This is a genomic window from Pseudomonas sp. Pmew2 (genome assembly GCF_058129885.1).
Genome location: NZ_CM176702.1, coordinates 1,887,253 through 1,902,744 on the forward strand (window position 1 = coordinate 1,887,253; position 15,492 = coordinate 1,902,744).

The window sequence follows — 15,492 nt, forward strand, 5'->3', positions numbered from 1 at the left end:
CGCTTGCGTCGGGCTTTCTCATTCGGACATCAGTTCATCATGTCCTTGACCATCCGCTCTTGTTCAATCAGATCCTTTTGCCGTGCATCAATGCGTGACGCCAACTGGAAGTTGTTGGCCGCACGGCGTTTGGCAAAGTCCAGTTGCTGGATTGCCTGACGGAAATCGCCGACCAGTGCGAAATATTCGGCGCGCGCCTGATGCAGGCCGATGGTGTTGCCGTTCAGGCCACGGGTTTCCGCCACGACGTACCAGATGTCGGGATCATCCGGGCGGGTCTTGAGCAGCGCTTCAAGGCTTTTTTCGGCTTCGGCGGTGCGGTTCTGCTTGAGCAGCACGTCAATACGCACATCATTGAGCGGGTAGCTGCCAGGGTACAGCGTCAGCATGCGATCGACCCGTTGCTGGGCATCGGCCAAGCGGTTATTGGTGATGTCCAGGTCGATCTGCGTCAGATTATAGGTGATGTCGTTTGGCGCTTTTTCGATTAATGGCTTGAGGGTTTCTCTGGCTTCGTTCAGTTGCCCACCCTTGATCTGTGCGATGGCCAGACCATAGCGAGCTGGATCGGATTTCGGGTTTTCAACCAGTTGCGCACGAAAGCGCTTGGCGGCGATACCAGGTGTTTCTTCGTATATCAACGCAACGCGGGCGCGCATCAGTTGATACAGCAGGCTGTCTTCCTTGCCGCCAGGCTTGGCCTGCTCGGCGCGGTTGCGTGTGTCAGCGATCCGCGATTCGCTCACCGGGTGAGTCAGTAGAAACTCCGGTGGCCTTGCATCAAACCGATACTGACGCATTAAACGCTCGAACATGGTGGGCATGTTGCGCGGGTCATAACCGGCCTTCTCCAGATTGAGAATGCCGATACGGTCGGCCTCCTGCTCGTTCTGGCGCGAAAAGCGACGTTGCTCCTGGATTGCAGCCGCCTGTGAGCCGGCGATGGTTGCGATACCGGCATCACCGGCACCTGCGGCAGCCATGACAATACCCGCCAGCATCGCGGCCATTACCGGCACCTGCATACGCTGCTGGGCCTCCATGCCTCTGGCGAAGTGGCGTTGCGACAAGTGAGCCAGCTCGTGGGCCAGTACCGACGCGTATTCGCCCTCGGTCTGGGCGTTGAGGAACAGGCCGCCGTTGACACCGATGATCCCGCCGGGTGCGGCAAAGGCGTTGAGTTGCGGGCTGTTGATCAGGATAAATTCAAGACGCCGGTCCTGAACCTGGCTGGTCTCGGCCAGGCGGTACACCGAGGTCTCGACGTAGTCCTTGAGTTGCGGGTCCGACAGCTGCGCCACCTGGCCGCGCAGCAACCCCAGCCACGCACGGCCCAGACGGTGCTCCTGTTCGGGAGAGACAATCGAGGAGCTGGCGTCGCCAAGTGAAGGCAGGTCATCAGCCATGCCATGCGTAGCGAACAGGCAAGCGAGGGTGAGCAGTGTAGGACGCAAAAAATTCATGCACGAAGCTCTGGTCAGAAGAACCTGTACTGTAGCTGGCTCAATGGCGTGCTGACCAGAGTGAGGTATTCTTGCCGCCTTATCCGCCATGCCTTTTCGGACATGGTTTGTAATTCGATGTGTCCGCCTGGAGGGAAACGATGTCTGACGCTGTAGTGCGCCCCGAGGTGTGCGACGCCGAACTGGATGCCAGTGGTCTCAACTGTCCGCTGCCTCTGCTGAAAGCCAAGATGGAACTCAATCGTCTGGCCAGCGGCGCGGTGCTGAAGGTGATCGCGACTGACGCCGGGTCACAGCGGGATTTTCGAACCTTTGCCAGACTTTCCGGGCATGAGTTGCTGCATGAAGAGGTCGACGCTGGCACTTATCTTTACTGGCTACGCAAGGCTTGAACCGCCACCGCCGTTTTTTTGAAAAGGATGTTTGATGTTCAATGTGCTTCGCAATTGGGTGCAACGCTACTTCTCCGATGAGGAGGCGGTGGTACTGGCGGTCTTGCTGTTTCTGGCGTTTACCCTTGTCCTGACCCTGGGCGGAATGCTCGCGCCGGTCATTGCGGGGTTGGTGCTGGCCTTCCTGATGCACGGGTTGGTCAGTGTTCTGGAGCGCCTGCGCTTGCCTGAAATGGCCGCAGTCGGCTTGGTCTTCACGCTGTTCATCGGTGTGCTGCTGCTGTTCCTGCTGGTGCTGGTACCACTGCTCTGGCACCAGTTGATCACGCTGTTCAACGAAGCACCGGGCATGCTTGCCAAGTGGCAGTCTGTACTGCTGTTGCTGCCCGAACGTTACCCGCATCTGGTTTCCGACGAGCAAGTGTTGCTGGCGATCGAAGTCGCCCGTGGTGAAGTGGGCAAGATCGGTCAGTTGGCGCTGACCTTCTCGATCTCCAGCCTGCCATTGCTGGTCAACCTGATGATCTACCTGGTGCTGGTGCCGATTCTGGTGTTCTTCTTTCTGAAGGATCGGCACATGATCGGCCGCTGGGCGCGCGGCTATCTGCCTCGCGAGCGTGCGTTGATCAACCGGGTGGCGGATGAGATGAAGCGTCAGATTGCCAATTATATTCGCGGCAAGGTCATCGAGATTTTCATCTGTGGTGGCGTGACCTACATCGCGTTCGCCGCGCTCGGGCTCAACTACGCAGCGCTGCTGGCGATGCTGGTCGGCATATCTGTGGTCGTGCCTTACGTTGGCGCGGTGGTGGTCACAGTGCCGGTGGCGTTGATCGGATTGTTCCAGTGGGGCTGGGGTGATCAGTTCATCTACCTGATGATTGCCCACGGCATCATTCAGGCGCTGGATGGCAATGTTCTGGTGCCGTTGCTGTTTTCCGAGGCCGTCAACCTGCACCCGGTTGCAATCATTTGCGCCGTGCTGCTGTTTGGCGGGCTGTGGGGATTCTGGGGGATCTTCTTTGCGATTCCGCTGGCCACGTTGTTCAAGGCCGTCCTCGATGCCTGGCCGCGTAATGAACCCACTGTGGCACCACTGCTTTAAGCAGCAAGTCTGGATCGTTGCGGCACCTTGCGTGCCGCAACGCTTATCGGAATATCAGCCTTTGTTCAGGGCCTCGGCCTGCGCCAGTACTTCAGCCACATGGCCCGGCACTTTCACGCCGCGCCATTCCTGACGCAGTACGCCTTCCTTGTCGATCAGGAAGGTGCTGCGGTCAACGCCCAGGTATTCCTTGCCATACAGCTTCTTGAGCTTGATGACGTCGAACAGCTGGCAGACGGCTTCGTCCTTGTCCGAAATCAGCTCGAACGGGAAAGACTGCTTGGCCTTGAAGTTTTCATGGGTTTTCAGGCTGTCTCGTGAAACACCGAGCACAACCGTATTGGCCGCCTGAAACTGCGCGATATGGTCACGAAAGTCCTGACCCTGCGTGGTGCAGCCGGGCGTGTTGTCTTTCGGGTAAAAATAAATCACGACCTGCTGACCCTTGAGCGCGGACAGCTCTACGGTCTGTCCGCTGGTCGCGGGTGCCTGAAAGTCGGGAACCGGTTGATCTACTGTGACGGTCATGGGAACTCCTTACATTGGGGCTTGTGGGCGCCAGGGTTCGATCAGTGCGTCGAGATTCAGCGCGTCGGCAAAATCGAGGAATTGATCGCGCAGCCAGCTGATCTGGGTCCCGGCAGGCAGTGTCACCGTGAATGTGGCATTAAGCATGGTGCCACCGGTCTGCGGAGCCTGATATGTGTCACAGATCAGATTTTCCAGCTCGACGTTGTGGTCAATGAAGAACTGGCACAGCTCATTGATGATGTCCGGGCGGTACGCCGAGCTGACGTAAGCCACGTAGGGCAGGGCTTCCGGGCGGTTCTCCAGGGTAGCGCTGCGTACCACGCTGGTGGTGAACGCATGCTTCTTGGAGAGGCTCGACAGGCTGGTTTCGAGGCGCGCCAGAGCGTCCCAACTGCCTGACACCTGAAGAATCAGCGCACTGCACTCACCGTGGCGAGTAAGGCGCGAGGTGACTACCGAGCAGCGGTTTTCATGGCTGGCACGGCACAGGACGTTGGTCAGCTCCATGGGGTTTGCGCCAAGGGCACTGATGACAAGGAATTGTTCGCGAACTGTGGGGGTGGACGACATGCAGCATTCCTAGACGATGAGCGGTCGGTACTTTTTCGGACTTGCGGGGCTGTTTCGACAATCGATGGCGCGAGATACCTTCCCGGGTCCCGGAGCGCCTGCCTTGCATGGAAGTACCATGACGGGCTGGAGTGCACTGGGGCAGGGCTTCTGGCGACAAATTCGACCGATTGAGCGAGGTGCGCAGGTGACCAGTACCGATCAAAGGACGAAGGGTAGCGAAAACCATCGCTCAGGGGAATGCTCAGAGCGCGGTACTTCGCTTGTACAAGGCTGATAGCGCCAGTACCATTACGGCTCTCTTTTCCGGCAGGAGCGGTTGCATGATTGCGGGCAGTATGGTGGCACTGGTCACACCAATGGATGCACAAGGTCGTCTGGACTGGGACAGCCTGAGCAAACTGGTTGACTTCCACTTGCAAGAGGGCACCAACGCCATTGTTGCCGTCGGCACCACCGGTGAATCGGCGACGCTGGATGTGAGCGAACACATCGAGGTCATCCGCCGTGTGGTTGCCCAGGTTGCAGGACGTATTCCGGTCATCGCCGGTACAGGCGCCAATTCGACGCGCGAAGCCGTCGAGCTGACCACCAACGCCAAGACCGCTGGCGCCGATGCGTGCCTGCTGGTAACGCCTTATTACAACAAGCCGACGCAAGAAGGCCTGTTTCAGCATTTCAGCCACATCGCCAACGCCGTAGACATCCCGCAGATCCTCTACAACGTGCCGGGCCGTACGGCTTGCGACATGCTGCCAGAGACTGTTGCGCGTCTGTCTGCGGTAAAAAACATCATCGGCATCAAGGAAGCCACCGGCAACCTGCAGCGCGCCAAGGACATTCTGGACAGCGTCAGCAGTGATTTTCTGGTGTACTCCGGTGACGACGCTACGGCAGTCGAGTTGATGCTGCTGGGCGGCAAGGGCAATATTTCCGTCACTGCCAACGTTGCACCGCGCCTCATGAGCGATCTGTGCGCAGCGGCCATGCGTGGCGATGCCGAGACGGCGCGGGCGATTCACGAAAAGCTCATGCCGCTCAACAACACCCTGTTTATCGAATCCAACCCTATCCCCGTGAAGTGGGCCTTGCATGAAATGGGTAAGATGCCAGCCGGTATCCGTCTGCCGCTTACCTGGCTCAGCGAAGCCTGTCACGAACCGCTGCGTCAGGCCCTGCGCCAGTCCGGCGTCCTGGTTTAATTGAGGAAGTATCACGCAATGAAGCGATTGGCCGGACTTTCCGCACTTGCTCTTATTATCTCCAGCACCAGCGGTTGCGGTTGGCTCTGGGGCGAAGATGGTTACTTCCGTGATCGCGGTAGCGATTACCTCCAGGCTACCCAGACCCCACCCATGCAGGTGCCTGCCGATGTGTCCGGCGTCAAGCGCCTCGACCCGTTGCTGCCGATCCCGCGCAATGTGGCTGACAGCACCCAGAAAGAAGGCGAATACACGGTTCCTCGTCCTCTGCCACTGGGCACGACTTCCGAGTCGAGCGATTTCAGCCAGCAGAAAAGCGGCGATGCGCGCTGGATTCTGGCTCAGCGTCAGCCAGCCGAAGTCTGGCCGGTGGCTCATCAATACTTTGAAGACAATGGTTTCCGTATCGCTGAAGAGCGCCCGCAGACTGGCGAATTCAGCTCCTCGTGGCAGCGTCTTGATGAACTGTCCGCTTCGGTTGCCAAGCGCCTGAGCGCCGCTGGCGTTTCAGCCGACGCTGAAACCCGCGTGCGGGTTCGTATCGAGCCGGGCGTGCAGCGCAATACCAGTGAAGTCTATGTGGTGAGCGTCGAGCGTCCTGCCGGCAGCACTGCCGATGTGGCCTTCCCGACCCGTACCACCAACCTGGGGCTTGATGCCGCACTGACCGACGATCTGCTGGCCAGCATGGGTCGCAACGCCGAGAAGGGCGGTTCTATTTCCCTGTTGGCGGCACGTGACTACGACACCCCGAGCCGTGTTGCCTTGAGCGAAGACGGTAGCGGCAACCCGGTATTGAACCTCGGTGCCGATCTCGACCGTGCGTGGTCGAGTGTCGGCCGCGCGCTGGATCAGGGTGACTGGCGCGTCGAGGACATCAACCGCAGCCTGGGTCTGTACTACATCAACCTGGCCGAAAAGGCCAAAACGCCTGAAAACGAGCCTGGTTTCTTCGGTCGCCTGTTTGGCAGCAAGTCGAGCAAGGAAGAGATCGATGCCCGTGCCGAGCGTTATCAGGTTCGCCTGAGCAAGGTGGGTGACAACGTTCAAGTGACCGTCGAGAAGAACATCAACACCGTTGCGCCTGCGGATATCGCGCGTCGGGTGTTGAGCGTTATTCAAGACAACCTGGGTTAAGTGCGTTTCGCGGTTCTCGGCAGCGGCAGTCGTGGCAACGGCACGCTGGTCGCAAGCAACGATACATACGTACTGGTCGATTGCGGTTTCTCCCTGCGGGAAACCGAGCGGCGCCTGGCGCGTCTGGGCGTCGCTGCAAACCAGTTGAGTGCGATTCTGGTAACCCACGAGCATGCCGATCATGTGCATGGCGTGGGTTTGCTGTCGCGGCGCTACAATGTACCGGTCTACCTCAGCAGCGGTACCTTGCGCGGTATGCGAAAACCGGTTGAAGTTGCCGGTTTGCTGGCGGGCGGGGAGAGCTTGCAGGTGGGCGCATTGGGCATCGATGTAGTGTCTGTCGCTCATGATGCGCTTGAACCGACGCAGTTTGTCTTCAATGACGGCAAGCGCCGCTTCGGTCTGCTGACCGACCTGGGCTCTTACTGCTCCAACGTATTGCAGCGTTATCAAGGCCTGGATGCCTTGATGATCGAGGCCAATCACTGTCGCGACATGCTTGCCCGAGGCCAGTATCCGGTCTTTCTCAAGCAGCGCGTTGGCTGTGAAACAGGTCATTTGAACAATCATCAGGCCGCCAGCCTGGTGAGCGAGCTGGGATGGCAGGACCTTCAGCACCTGGTGCTGGCGCATCTGAGCAGCAAGAACAACCTGCCGCATCTGGCCCGGCAATGTTTTGTCGACACCCTTGGGTGCGACCCGGACTGGCTGCAACTGGCCGATCAAGATTCAGGGCTCGACTGGCGACATATCGCCTAGCCCAACTACTTAGCAAGCGGAGCCCATCATGGAAAAACGTGCAGAACTCTACCGCGGCAAAGCCAAATCGGTTTACAAGACCGACGACGCTGACCGCTTGATCCTGCTGTTCCGTAACGACACTTCGGCGTTCGACGGCAAGCGCATCGAACAACTGGACCGTAAAGGCATGGTGAACAACAAGTTCAACGCCTTCATCATGCAAAAGCTTGAAGAAGCGGGCGTTCCGACCCAATTCGACAAGCTGCTGGGCGACAATGAGTGCCTGGTCAAGAAGCTCGACATGATCCCGGTCGAATGCGTCGTGCGTAACTACGCTGCCGGCAGCCTGGTCAAACGTCTGGGCATCGAAGAGGGTACCAGGCTCAATCCTTACACCTTCGAACTGTTCCTCAAGGACGACGCCAAGGGCGACCCGTTCATCAACGAATCCCACGTTGTGGCATTCGGCTGGGGCACTGCCGAGCAACTGGTTCGCATGAAAGAGTTGTCGATCAAGGTCAATGAAGTCCTGACCAAACTGTTCGACGACGCTGGCCTGCTGCTGGTCGACTTCAAACTCGAATTCGGCGTATTCCACGGTGAAATCGTCCTCGGCGACGAATTCAGCCCGGACGGCTGCCGCCTCTGGGACAAGGACACTCGCAAGAAAATGGACAAGGACCGCTTCCGCCAGGGTCTGGGCGATGTCATCGAAGCTTACGAAGAAGTCGCAAACCGTCTGGGCGTGCCGCTGTAAGCGGAAAAAACACGCAAGCGCTTGATAGCACGAAAAAAAACAGCAGAAGGGCTTCGCCTTCTGCGTTGATGCTGTTATGATGCGCGCCGTTGGAGAGATGCCAGAGTGGCCGAATGGGACGGATTCGAAATCCGTTGTACCTTCACCGGTACCTAGGGTTCGAATCCCTATCTCTCCGCCATTATTTGAAAAGCCCCGTGAATATTTGATTCACGGGGTTTTTTGTTTTCAGGCTGTACTACCTCCCTCGTTCCCAGATTTTTCCCTTCCCCGACTCCGTTTTTTCCGCAGTCGAAGATAGCTGGCCGGTCAGAACTAGCTGAATTGATCCGGGATTTTTGAAGTGTTCAGGCGCTCGTTCCGTTCATGCAGCACGCGGACGATGAACACGACCTGGCTGCGAACCACATAGCTCACTAAGAAGGGGTAGCGAGTAAGTACCAGCTCGCGTACGTCCGGGGCTTGGGAAGGGCGTCCCATACCTGTAAACGTTGCGAGCTGCTCAATGGATTCCAGAATGGTGCTGACGACTTCGTCAGCTCTCTGATGGCCCATCAGCCCCGCATAATGCTCATGAATCGCTTCCAGATCGCTATCGGCTTTTTCACTTAACTCGATTTGCGGCACGTGCTACCCACTTGGCTTTAACCGTTTCCAGATTGATCGTCTTTCCTGCATCAATGTCGGCTAAGCCTTCGTCAATGGCTTTCAGGTGCCAGGCTTCTGCTTCGACATAGCGAGACAAAGCACGTTTCAGGTGGTACTGACGATCACGGTCCGTGGCAAGCGCTAGCTGGTCGAGCATTTCGACCAAGCCTTCTTCGACACGGAATGACAAAACAGGCGATGCCATATTGGCCTCCACGGGTGGTGATTGTAAACAGTGTATACAGAATCCTGAAAAGTATACTTGAGGCTTTGATTGCGCAACAAATTTGTGTGCTTTTCGCCGAGTTGCTATTCACTTTTTGGAAATCGACAGCAACCCCGAACGCTTGAGCGAAGTCGGGACGATGCCGCCCCATCACCACTCCCAAACTATTCACCCCTCCCGGTTTCCCCTTTAGCCCTTTCTGATCTATACCTTGGGTTCAACGTTTTGTGAGGCGAGGAGCTATCAGATGTCGGACGTAGATCAGGTACAAAAGTCGCAACCTTCTCCCAGTCAGAGCCATGATGATGTGATTGCCCAGTTCAAGTGGCAGGGCAAGCAGATCGACTGGTTGCTGCAATGGCTGGTCAAGTTTGTCGCGAACACCAAGGTGGAGCTGGGCGTGACGCTATCGGTGGGCGGGAATCTGGTTTCCGGGCACCTGATTTCTCACGACACCTATTTTGAGCAGTTGGCCGATGATATTTCGGCGCCGTTCAGTTCGTTTGCCAATGGCACTGACGCGACGATGAAAGAAATGATTCTGTCCTTCAAGCCGGGAGAGTCTTCCGAAGACACGCCAGCATTCCATTTCATTCACCTGAAGGATTGCCGGACCTATTCCACTGACGGTAATCCGATTTGCGACGCAGGTGTGTTGTGGCGCGGCAGGATCTCGGCGGTGGACGGCTTCACCATCGGGCTCATCGCTGAAAAACCAGGCGTGTCCTGACCTTTTTCAGGCCCCGGCTTTCGTCGGGGCGTTCTCATCCATTCTGATGACGGTCTCCAGCGTGCTATGTGCGAATTCCACGTCATCCGGACACTCAGCCCACCAACATCCGGACACTCGTTCCACGCTTATCCGGACAGGCAGTCGGAGCGCAGCGACGCAGGTTTGCATTGTTAGTCTGAAGCCCCTGCCGCCGTCAATTTCGTTGCGCGCCTGCGCATCGATTCACCCTTCAGTTCAATTCGATAAGCGTTATGCACCAGCCGGTCGAGGATCGCATCGCCCAAGGTCGGATCGCCGATCAACGCATGCCATTTGTCCACTGGCATTTGGCTGGTCACCAGCGTCGAGCGGTTGCCGTAGCGGTCGTCCAGCAGCTCAAGCATGTCGCGCCGTTGCGCGGCGGTAAACGGTGCCAGGCCCCAGTCGTCCAGGATCAGCAGGTCAGTCTTGGCGTAGCCGGCCATCAATTTGGCGAAGCGGCCATCGCCGTGGGCCAGGCCTAGTTCTTCCATCAAGCGCGGCAGACGCAGATAGCGCACGCTGTAACCGTCGCGGCAGGCTTTGTGAGCCAGCGCGCAGGCAAGCCAGGTTTTACCTACGCCCGTCGGCCCGCCGATGATCAGGTTCAGGCCATCGCGCAGCCATTGGCCGCTGCCCAGTTGCAGGATCAAGGCCTTATCCAGGCCACGCGGGCTGCGGTAGTCGATGTCTTCCAGGCAGGCGTTGTGGCGCAACCGCGCGGCTTTGAGGCGGGTGGTCAGGCGGGCGTCTTCGCGCTCGGTCAGCTCGCGATCGACCATCAGACCGAAGCGTTCGTCGAAGCTCAGATCATTGATATCAGGCGTTGCGTGTTGTTCGCCCAGCGACTTGATCATGCCGTGCAGGCGCAAGGTTTGTAGCTTGTCGAGCGTTGGATTCGGTAGCATTTCGAAGCTCCTTTCTCAGGTCAGTGGTAGTAGCCCGGGCCACGCAGGTTGATGTGCTCGTCAGGCAGCAGCGGCAGGTTTTGCTGGGCCAGCGGCAGGCGCTCCAGCCCTTGGCGCAGGATCGACTCGAGGCTTTTGTAGCTGCATGCGCCCAGTGCCAGCGCCCGCTGGCACGCGGCTTCCAGCCGCGCTTCGCCGTGCTGTTTGCTCAGGCGCAGGATGCCCAGGCAGGCGCGGAAGCCGTGTTGCGGATGGATTCGGCGTTCGAGGATGTAGGTGATGACGCCGGCGGTGTTAGGCCCGGTCTGCTCTGCCCAGCGGATCAGCCGTTGCGGTGTCCATTCGGCGTGCTCGCGGTGGCTCTTGGGCATGTGCTCGGTTTGGGTGGTGTGGCGGCCTTTGTGCTGCGAGCGAAGGTGGCTGGCCACGCGCTGGTTGGCGTGGAAGCACTCGACGGTCTGGGCCGTGAGCCGCACTTCGACTTGGTGCTTCACCAGCTGGTACGGCACCGAGTAAAAGTGGCCATCGACCTCAACGTGATAGTCGATATGGACGCGTACCTTTTTCCATTCGGCATAGACGTACGGGTGTTCCGGCAGGCCTTCCAGGGCCGGTTGGTCGATGGCCTCGAAGGCTGACCGGCGTGAGCCGGGCAGCTTTTTGAAGGGCTTGTGGTTGAGGCGATCCAGCAGTAGCGCGATGGCTGTGTTGAGTTCGCCAAGCGAGAAGAACTGGCGGTTGCGCAGCACCGCCAGGATCCAGCGTTCGACCACTTGCACGCCGACTTCGACCTTGGCTTTGTCCTTGGGCTTGCGCGAGCGAGCAGGCAAGACGGCGACGCCGTAATGCTCGGCCAGATCGCGGTAGCTGGGGTTGATATCCGGCTCGTAACGGTGCGCTTTAGTCACGCCACTGCGCAGATTATCGGGCACCAGGATCTGCGTTGTGCCGCCGAAAAAAGCAAAGCATCGGACGTGCGAGCCCAGCCAGTCGGGCAGTTTCTGCGACCAGGTGGCCTCGGCAAAGGTGTAGCTGGACGCGCCGAGAACGGCGACGAAGATCTGAGCCTGACGGATCTCGCCGGTTTGTCGGTCGATGACCGGCGCTGTTTGCCCGGCGTAATCGACGAACAGCTTTTCGCCAGCACGATGCTCCTGGCGCATGACCACGTCGACCTTGGCGGTCCAAAGGCGGTAGTGCTCGCAGAACCAGCTGTATTGGAAGCCTTGCGGGTGAGCGAGTCGATATTCCTGCCAGAGCAAGGCCAAAGTGACGCCGGGGCGGCGCAACTCCGCGTGTACCCATGCCCAGTCAGGCATTGGGCGCTGGTCGGTCGGCACTGGCACTGCCGGTGGAAACAGCCGTCGATTCAACTCCGCGTCAGAAATATCGATGGGCCACTGAAGCCCACTGGCGGCGAACCGGCAAAGGTAATCCCCTGCACTCGAATGGCCGATGGATAAGCTGGCGGCGATCTTGCGCACGGACAGGCCAGCGTCGAACTTTAGGCGTAGTACCTCTCGGATTTTACGCATGGATAAACGCTCCACGACGACCTCTTCGCTTCGAAAAAAGAGGTCGATAGTAGTGAATAGTCCTGCGTTGCTGCCTGCCTGAAAGTGTCCGGATGGCCGTGGAATCGGTGTCCAGATGCTTGTGGAATGAGTGTCCGGATCAGCATGGAATCAGTGTCCGGATGTTGGTGGAATGGGTGTCCGGATAGTCGTGGAATCCGCAGTGCTATGTGCACCCGCTGGTCAGGAAGGCTGCGCCGGTAGTAGCGTCACTTAGCCATTCTTTGCGCGACAAAATGTCGCAATGGGCCTTTAGCCGGGTAATATGTTCGCCCTGACCTTACACGCCGAATGGTTTTCGGCATGGCCTGATAGAGAACTGGCGACAAGAAAAAATAACAAGAAACGAGCCAGGCTGCCCGCCTCGGTCGACGTAAAGAATTAATGAGTAGACGAAAAAGGCGATTAGAGAAAATGACCAAAACTTCGCGACCTTTGGAATCTCCGAACAAGTCCCGGTTATGCGAAAATCGCCTGACCACCTGATCCGAGCCTCCCATGAGCCAGATGAGCTTTTCCGATTTCGAATATGCCAGCAAGCGCAAGCAGACACGCCGCGAACGCTTCCTCGCCGAGATGGATCAGGTCGTCCCCTGGACAGGTCTGCTGGGCCTGATCGAACCGTTCTACCCCAAGGCCGGCGGTGGCAGAAAACCTTATCCGCTGGAAACCATGCTGCGCATTCACCTGCTGCAGAACTGGTTCTCCCTGAGTGATCCGGCCATGGAAGAAGCGCTCTACGAAATCACCCCCATGCGCCAGTTTGCACGCCTGACGTTGAGTGCGCCGATACCGGAAGACACCACGATCATGAACTTCCGGCACCTGCTGGAGAAACATCAACTGGCTCCTGCAATCCTCGCGGTCATCAACGGTTATTTGCAGGAAAAAGGCCTGTCGCTGCGCCAGGGCACCATCGTCGATGCCACCATTATTCATGCCCCAAGCTCGACCAAGAACAAAGACGGCGAGCGTGATCCCGAGATGCATCAGACAAAGAAGGGTAACCAGTATTTCTTCGGTATGAAGGCCCACATCGGCGCTGACGTTGAGTCTGGACTGGTTCATCACGTCCATGGCACTGCGGCCAATGTGGCCGATGTCACTCAAGTCGCCGAACTGCTCCACGGGGAAGAAAACGCGGTCTATGCGGACGCTGGCTACACCGGTGTCGAGAAGCGTGAAGAGCACGAAAATCGTAACGTGATCTGGCAAATCGCGGCGCGGCGCAGCACGTATTCCAAGCTGAACAAACGCAGCCTGTTGTACAAAGCCAAGCGCAAGATCGAGTACTGCAAAGCGCAGACACGCGCCAAGGTCGAGCATCCGTTTCGGGTCATCAAGCGCCAGTTTGGTTACGTGAAAGTACGCTTTCGTGGGCTGATGAAAAACACGGCCCAACTGACCACGCTGTTCGCCCTGTCGAACCTGTGGATGGCTCGAAAGCGACTAATGGGTTTGGGTGAGTTGCGCGCTTAACACGGAAAACCGAGCGAAAAACGCGCTCGACTCACACTGCATCAGACCGTTTTCAGAAAAATAGCGCTATGTGCCTGGCAAATTACGGCTTGCCACCGCTGCGCGGCAAGTTGATCGGAGCATCCCTTTGTATATTTCCTATGCAGGACCCTCACTGCTGGAAATGCCCCTGCTGAACAAAGGCAGTGCCTTCACCCCGCAAGAGCGGGTCGAATTCAATCTGATCGGGCTCCTGCCGCAGAACGTAGAGACTATCGAAGAGCAAGTCACCCGGGTCTACAGCCAGTACAAGCAGTGCGCGAGCGATCTGGACAAGCATATCTACCTGCGTTCGATCCAGGACAACAACGAAACCCTGTTCTTCCGCCTGCTGGACTCGCATCTGGACGAGATGCTGCCGATTATCTACACCCCGACGGTGGGTCAGGCGTGTCAGGAATTCTCCAAGATCTACCGCACGCACCGTGGCCTGTTCATTTCCTACCCCGAGCGCGACCGCATCGATGACATTCTGCGTAGCGCCACCAAGGACCGGATCAAAATCATTGTCGTGACCGACAGCGAGCGAATTCTCGGTCTGGGCGACCAGGGTATCGGTGGCATGGGCATTCCGATTGGCAAACTGTCGCTGTACACCGCCTGTGGCGGAATCAGCCCTGCCTACACGCTGCCGATCGTGCTGGATGTGGGCACCAACAACCGTGAGCTGCTGGATGACCCGATGTACATGGGCTGGCGTCACGAGCGGGTATCAGGCAAGGAATACGAAGACTTTATCGCGCTGTTCATCGACGCGGTGCAGCGTCGCTGGCCCGACGTGTTATTGCAGTTCGAAGATTTTGCCCAGTCCAACGCCATGCCGTTGCTTGAGAAGTATCGGGATGAGCTGTGCTGCTTCAACGATGACATTCAGGGCACTGCGTCGGTTGCCGTGGGTACATTGCTGGCGGCCTGCAAGGCCAAGAATGAAACCCTTGGCCAGCAGAAAGTGGTGTTTGTCGGTGCCGGTTCGGCGGGCTGCGGGATCGCCGAGCACATCATCGCAGCGATGCGAATTGAAGGCCTGAGCGAAAGCGAAGCGCGCAAACGTATCTTCATGGTTGATCGCTTCGGCCTGCTGACCGAAAGCATGGATAACCTGCTCGATTTCCAGAAGCGCCTGGCGCAAAAGACCGCCGATGTGTCTGGCTGGACTGCTGGCACAGAAGCCTTCCCGCAGTTGCTCGACGTGGTGACGAACGCCGGGGCCACGGTGTTGATCGGCGTGTCCGGGCAGCGTGGTCTGTTCACCGAGCAAGTGATTCGCGAACTGCACAAACATTGCGCCAAACCACTGGTAATGCCGCTATCCAATCCGACTTCCAAGGTAGAAGCCACGCCGGAAGAAATCCTGCGCTGGACGGATGGCAATGCGCTGGTTGCTACCGGCAGTCCGTTCGCGCCGGTGGAGATCAACGGTCGCACCGTGCACATCGCTCAGTGCAACAACTCCTATATCTTTCCGGGCATCGGCCTCGGCGTGGTGGCTTGCAAGGCGTCGCGCATCACCGACCGTATGCTGATGGCGGCATCCAATGCGCTGGCCGAGTGTTCGCCGATGGTCACGGGGCAGGGCGATGCGGTGTTGCCGCCACTCAAGGAAATTCAGCAAGTGAGTCGTAAAATTGCGCTGGCTGTTGCCAAAGAGGCCCAGGCTGAAGGCTTGGCACTGGAAACTTCCGAAGAGGCACTGCTTGAAGCCATCGAGCGTAATTTCTGGCTGCCGGGCTATCGTGCCTATCGCCGTCGTTCGGTCTGATCGAGCGTTTCCAGAGTGACAGCGTCTGCGCTTGCTTGCTTGCTTGCTTGCTTGCTTGCGCAGACGCTTTGTTGGCGGAGTAAGTGCACGTTTATGGGCGCGTATTGCTTCACGGTGAAATAAGCTTCATTCAACCCAATCCTCTCACCGTTTTCACATAAAATTGATGAAGCGCTGCCTACAGTGCGCGCCATCGGGAGTTATCTGGCT

The 15,492-nt window shown here is 58.0% G+C and carries 16 protein-coding genes and 1 tRNA gene; 10 read left to right on the forward strand and 7 right to left on the reverse strand.

Annotated elements, in window-relative coordinates; genetic code table 11:
• Positions 1-29: 29 nt before the first annotated feature.
• Positions 30-1,463: a M48 family metalloprotease gene (locus AC4ANK_RS08700; protein ID WP_002552586.1), complete on the reverse strand. Its 1,434-nt coding sequence runs from the start codon at positions 1,461-1,463 to the stop codon at positions 30-32.
• A 140-nt stretch (positions 1,464-1,603) separates the two neighbouring features.
• Between AC4ANK_RS08700 and AC4ANK_RS08705 the strand changes: the two genes are divergently transcribed.
• Positions 1,604-1,855, forward strand: coding sequence for a sulfurtransferase TusA family protein (locus AC4ANK_RS08705; protein WP_002552587.1), 252 nt, complete (start codon positions 1,604-1,606; stop codon positions 1,853-1,855).
• Between the two features lie 34 nt (positions 1,856-1,889).
• A complete protein-coding gene (locus tag AC4ANK_RS08710; protein ID WP_002552588.1) occupies positions 1,890-2,960 on the forward strand; it encodes an AI-2E family transporter in 1,071 nt (356 codons plus the stop codon).
• Positions 2,961-3,014: 54 nt separating this feature from the next.
• Here AC4ANK_RS08710 and AC4ANK_RS08715 read toward each other — a convergent pair whose 3' ends face one another.
• On the reverse strand, positions 3,015-3,488 hold the full coding sequence (locus AC4ANK_RS08715; protein WP_002552589.1) for a peroxiredoxin: 474 nt from the start codon (positions 3,486-3,488) through the stop codon (positions 3,015-3,017).
• Positions 3,489-3,497: 9 nt separating this feature from the next.
• Positions 3,498-4,061 (reverse strand): glycine cleavage system transcriptional repressor, encoded by a 564-nt coding sequence (locus tag AC4ANK_RS08720; protein WP_002552590.1) that lies wholly within the window; start codon positions 4,059-4,061, stop codon positions 3,498-3,500.
• Positions 4,062-4,384: 323 nt separating this feature from the next.
• Here AC4ANK_RS08720 and dapA point away from each other — a divergent pair, with 323 nt between their 5' ends.
• The 5 genes from dapA to AC4ANK_RS08745 all read left to right on the forward strand — a co-directional run bounded on the left by dapA (position 4,385) and on the right by AC4ANK_RS08745 (position 8,079).
• A complete protein-coding gene (gene dapA, locus AC4ANK_RS08725; RefSeq protein ID WP_002552591.1) occupies positions 4,385-5,263 on the forward strand; it encodes a 4-hydroxy-tetrahydrodipicolinate synthase in 879 nt (292 codons plus the stop codon).
• Positions 5,264-5,281: 18 nt separating this feature from the next.
• Complete coding sequence (gene bamC, locus AC4ANK_RS08730; RefSeq protein ID WP_002552592.1) at positions 5,282-6,400, forward strand: NlpB/DapX family lipoprotein; 1,119 nt, start codon at positions 5,282-5,284, stop codon at positions 6,398-6,400.
• Positions 6,401-7,159: an MBL fold metallo-hydrolase gene (locus tag AC4ANK_RS08735; protein ID WP_002552593.1), complete on the forward strand. Its 759-nt coding sequence runs from the start codon at positions 6,401-6,403 to the stop codon at positions 7,157-7,159. It abuts the gene before it with no gap.
• Between the two features lie 28 nt (positions 7,160-7,187).
• Positions 7,188-7,898, forward strand: coding sequence for a phosphoribosylaminoimidazolesuccinocarboxamide synthase (purC, locus tag AC4ANK_RS08740; RefSeq protein ID WP_460383148.1), 711 nt, complete (start codon positions 7,188-7,190; stop codon positions 7,896-7,898).
• Positions 7,899-7,989: 91 nt separating this feature from the next.
• Positions 7,990-8,079, forward strand: a tRNA-Ser gene (locus AC4ANK_RS08745).
• 134 nt (positions 8,080-8,213) lie between these two features.
• Here AC4ANK_RS08745 and AC4ANK_RS08750 read toward each other — a convergent pair.
• Positions 8,214-8,525 (reverse strand): type II toxin-antitoxin system RelE/ParE family toxin, encoded by a 312-nt coding sequence (locus AC4ANK_RS08750; RefSeq protein WP_002552595.1) that lies wholly within the window; start codon positions 8,523-8,525, stop codon positions 8,214-8,216.
• Positions 8,503-8,751, reverse strand: coding sequence for a CopG family ribbon-helix-helix protein (locus AC4ANK_RS08755; protein WP_002552596.1), 249 nt, complete (start codon positions 8,749-8,751; stop codon positions 8,503-8,505). Before AC4ANK_RS08755 ends, AC4ANK_RS08750 begins: the two co-directional genes overlap by 23 nt.
• A 268-nt stretch (positions 8,752-9,019) precedes the next feature.
• Here AC4ANK_RS08755 and gvpU point away from each other — a divergent pair, with 268 nt between their 5' ends.
• Entirely contained in the window at positions 9,020-9,502 is a 483-nt protein-coding gene (gene gvpU / locus AC4ANK_RS08760) for a gas vesicle accessory protein GvpU (protein ID WP_002552597.1), read from the forward strand.
• A 173-nt stretch (positions 9,503-9,675) separates the two neighbouring features.
• Here gvpU and istB read toward each other — a convergent pair whose 3' ends face one another.
• Both istB and istA read right to left on the reverse strand, forming a co-directional pair.
• The gene (gene istB / locus AC4ANK_RS08765) at positions 9,676-10,431 is read right to left on the reverse strand and encodes an IS21-like element ISPsy14 family helper ATPase IstB (protein ID WP_002552598.1); all 756 of its coding nucleotides are present in this window, start codon (positions 10,429-10,431) and stop codon (positions 9,676-9,678) included.
• A gap of 20 nt (positions 10,432-10,451) precedes the next feature.
• Positions 10,452-11,966 carry an IS21 family transposase gene (gene istA, locus AC4ANK_RS08770; RefSeq protein ID WP_054082386.1) on the reverse strand — a complete coding sequence of 505 codons (1,515 nt, stop codon included), beginning with the start codon at positions 11,964-11,966 and terminating at the stop codon, positions 10,452-10,454.
• Between the two features lie 537 nt (positions 11,967-12,503).
• On the opposite strand from istA, the gene AC4ANK_RS08775 reads away from it, so the two are divergent.
• Together AC4ANK_RS08775 and AC4ANK_RS08780 are read left to right on the forward strand one after the other, a co-directional pair.
• A complete protein-coding gene (locus AC4ANK_RS08775) occupies positions 12,504-13,484 on the forward strand; it encodes an IS5 family transposase (protein ID WP_044424202.1) in 981 nt (326 codons plus the stop codon).
• Between the two features lie 70 nt (positions 13,485-13,554).
• Positions 13,555-15,282 (forward strand): NAD-dependent malic enzyme, encoded by a 1,728-nt coding sequence (locus AC4ANK_RS08780; protein ID WP_460383144.1) that lies wholly within the window; start codon positions 13,555-13,557, stop codon positions 15,280-15,282.
• The last annotated feature ends 210 nt before the right edge of the window (positions 15,283-15,492 follow it).

Coding starts and splice junctions, on each gene's coding strand:
- AC4ANK_RS08710 (WP_002552588.1), top strand. CDS start 1,890: ATGTTCAATGTGCTTCGCAATTGGGTGCAACGCTACTTCTCCGATGAG.
- AC4ANK_RS08720 (WP_002552590.1), bottom strand. CDS start 4,061: ATGTCGTCCACCCCCACAGTTCGCGAACAATTCCTTGTCATCAGTGCC.
- gvpU (WP_002552597.1), top strand. CDS start 9,020: ATGTCGGACGTAGATCAGGTACAAAAGTCGCAACCTTCTCCCAGTCAG.
- AC4ANK_RS08775 (WP_044424202.1), top strand. CDS start 12,504: ATGAGCCAGATGAGCTTTTCCGATTTCGAATATGCCAGCAAGCGCAAG.
- AC4ANK_RS08705 (WP_002552587.1), top strand. CDS start 1,604: ATGTCTGACGCTGTAGTGCGCCCCGAGGTGTGCGACGCCGAACTGGAT.
- istB (WP_002552598.1), bottom strand. CDS start 10,431: ATGCTACCGAATCCAACGCTCGACAAGCTACAAACCTTGCGCCTGCAC.
- AC4ANK_RS08700 (WP_002552586.1), bottom strand. CDS start 1,463: ATGAATTTTTTGCGTCCTACACTGCTCACCCTCGCTTGCCTGTTCGCT.
- AC4ANK_RS08755 (WP_002552596.1), bottom strand. CDS start 8,751: ATGGCATCGCCTGTTTTGTCATTCCGTGTCGAAGAAGGCTTGGTCGAA.
- bamC (WP_002552592.1), top strand. CDS start 5,282: ATGAAGCGATTGGCCGGACTTTCCGCACTTGCTCTTATTATCTCCAGC.
- istA (WP_054082386.1), bottom strand. CDS start 11,966: ATGCGTAAAATCCGAGAGGTACTACGCCTAAAGTTCGACGCTGGCCTG.
- purC (WP_460383148.1), top strand. CDS start 7,188: ATGGAAAAACGTGCAGAACTCTACCGCGGCAAAGCCAAATCGGTTTAC.
- dapA (WP_002552591.1), top strand. CDS start 4,385: ATGATTGCGGGCAGTATGGTGGCACTGGTCACACCAATGGATGCACAA.
- AC4ANK_RS08715 (WP_002552589.1), bottom strand. CDS start 3,488: ATGACCGTCACAGTAGATCAACCGGTTCCCGACTTTCAGGCACCCGCG.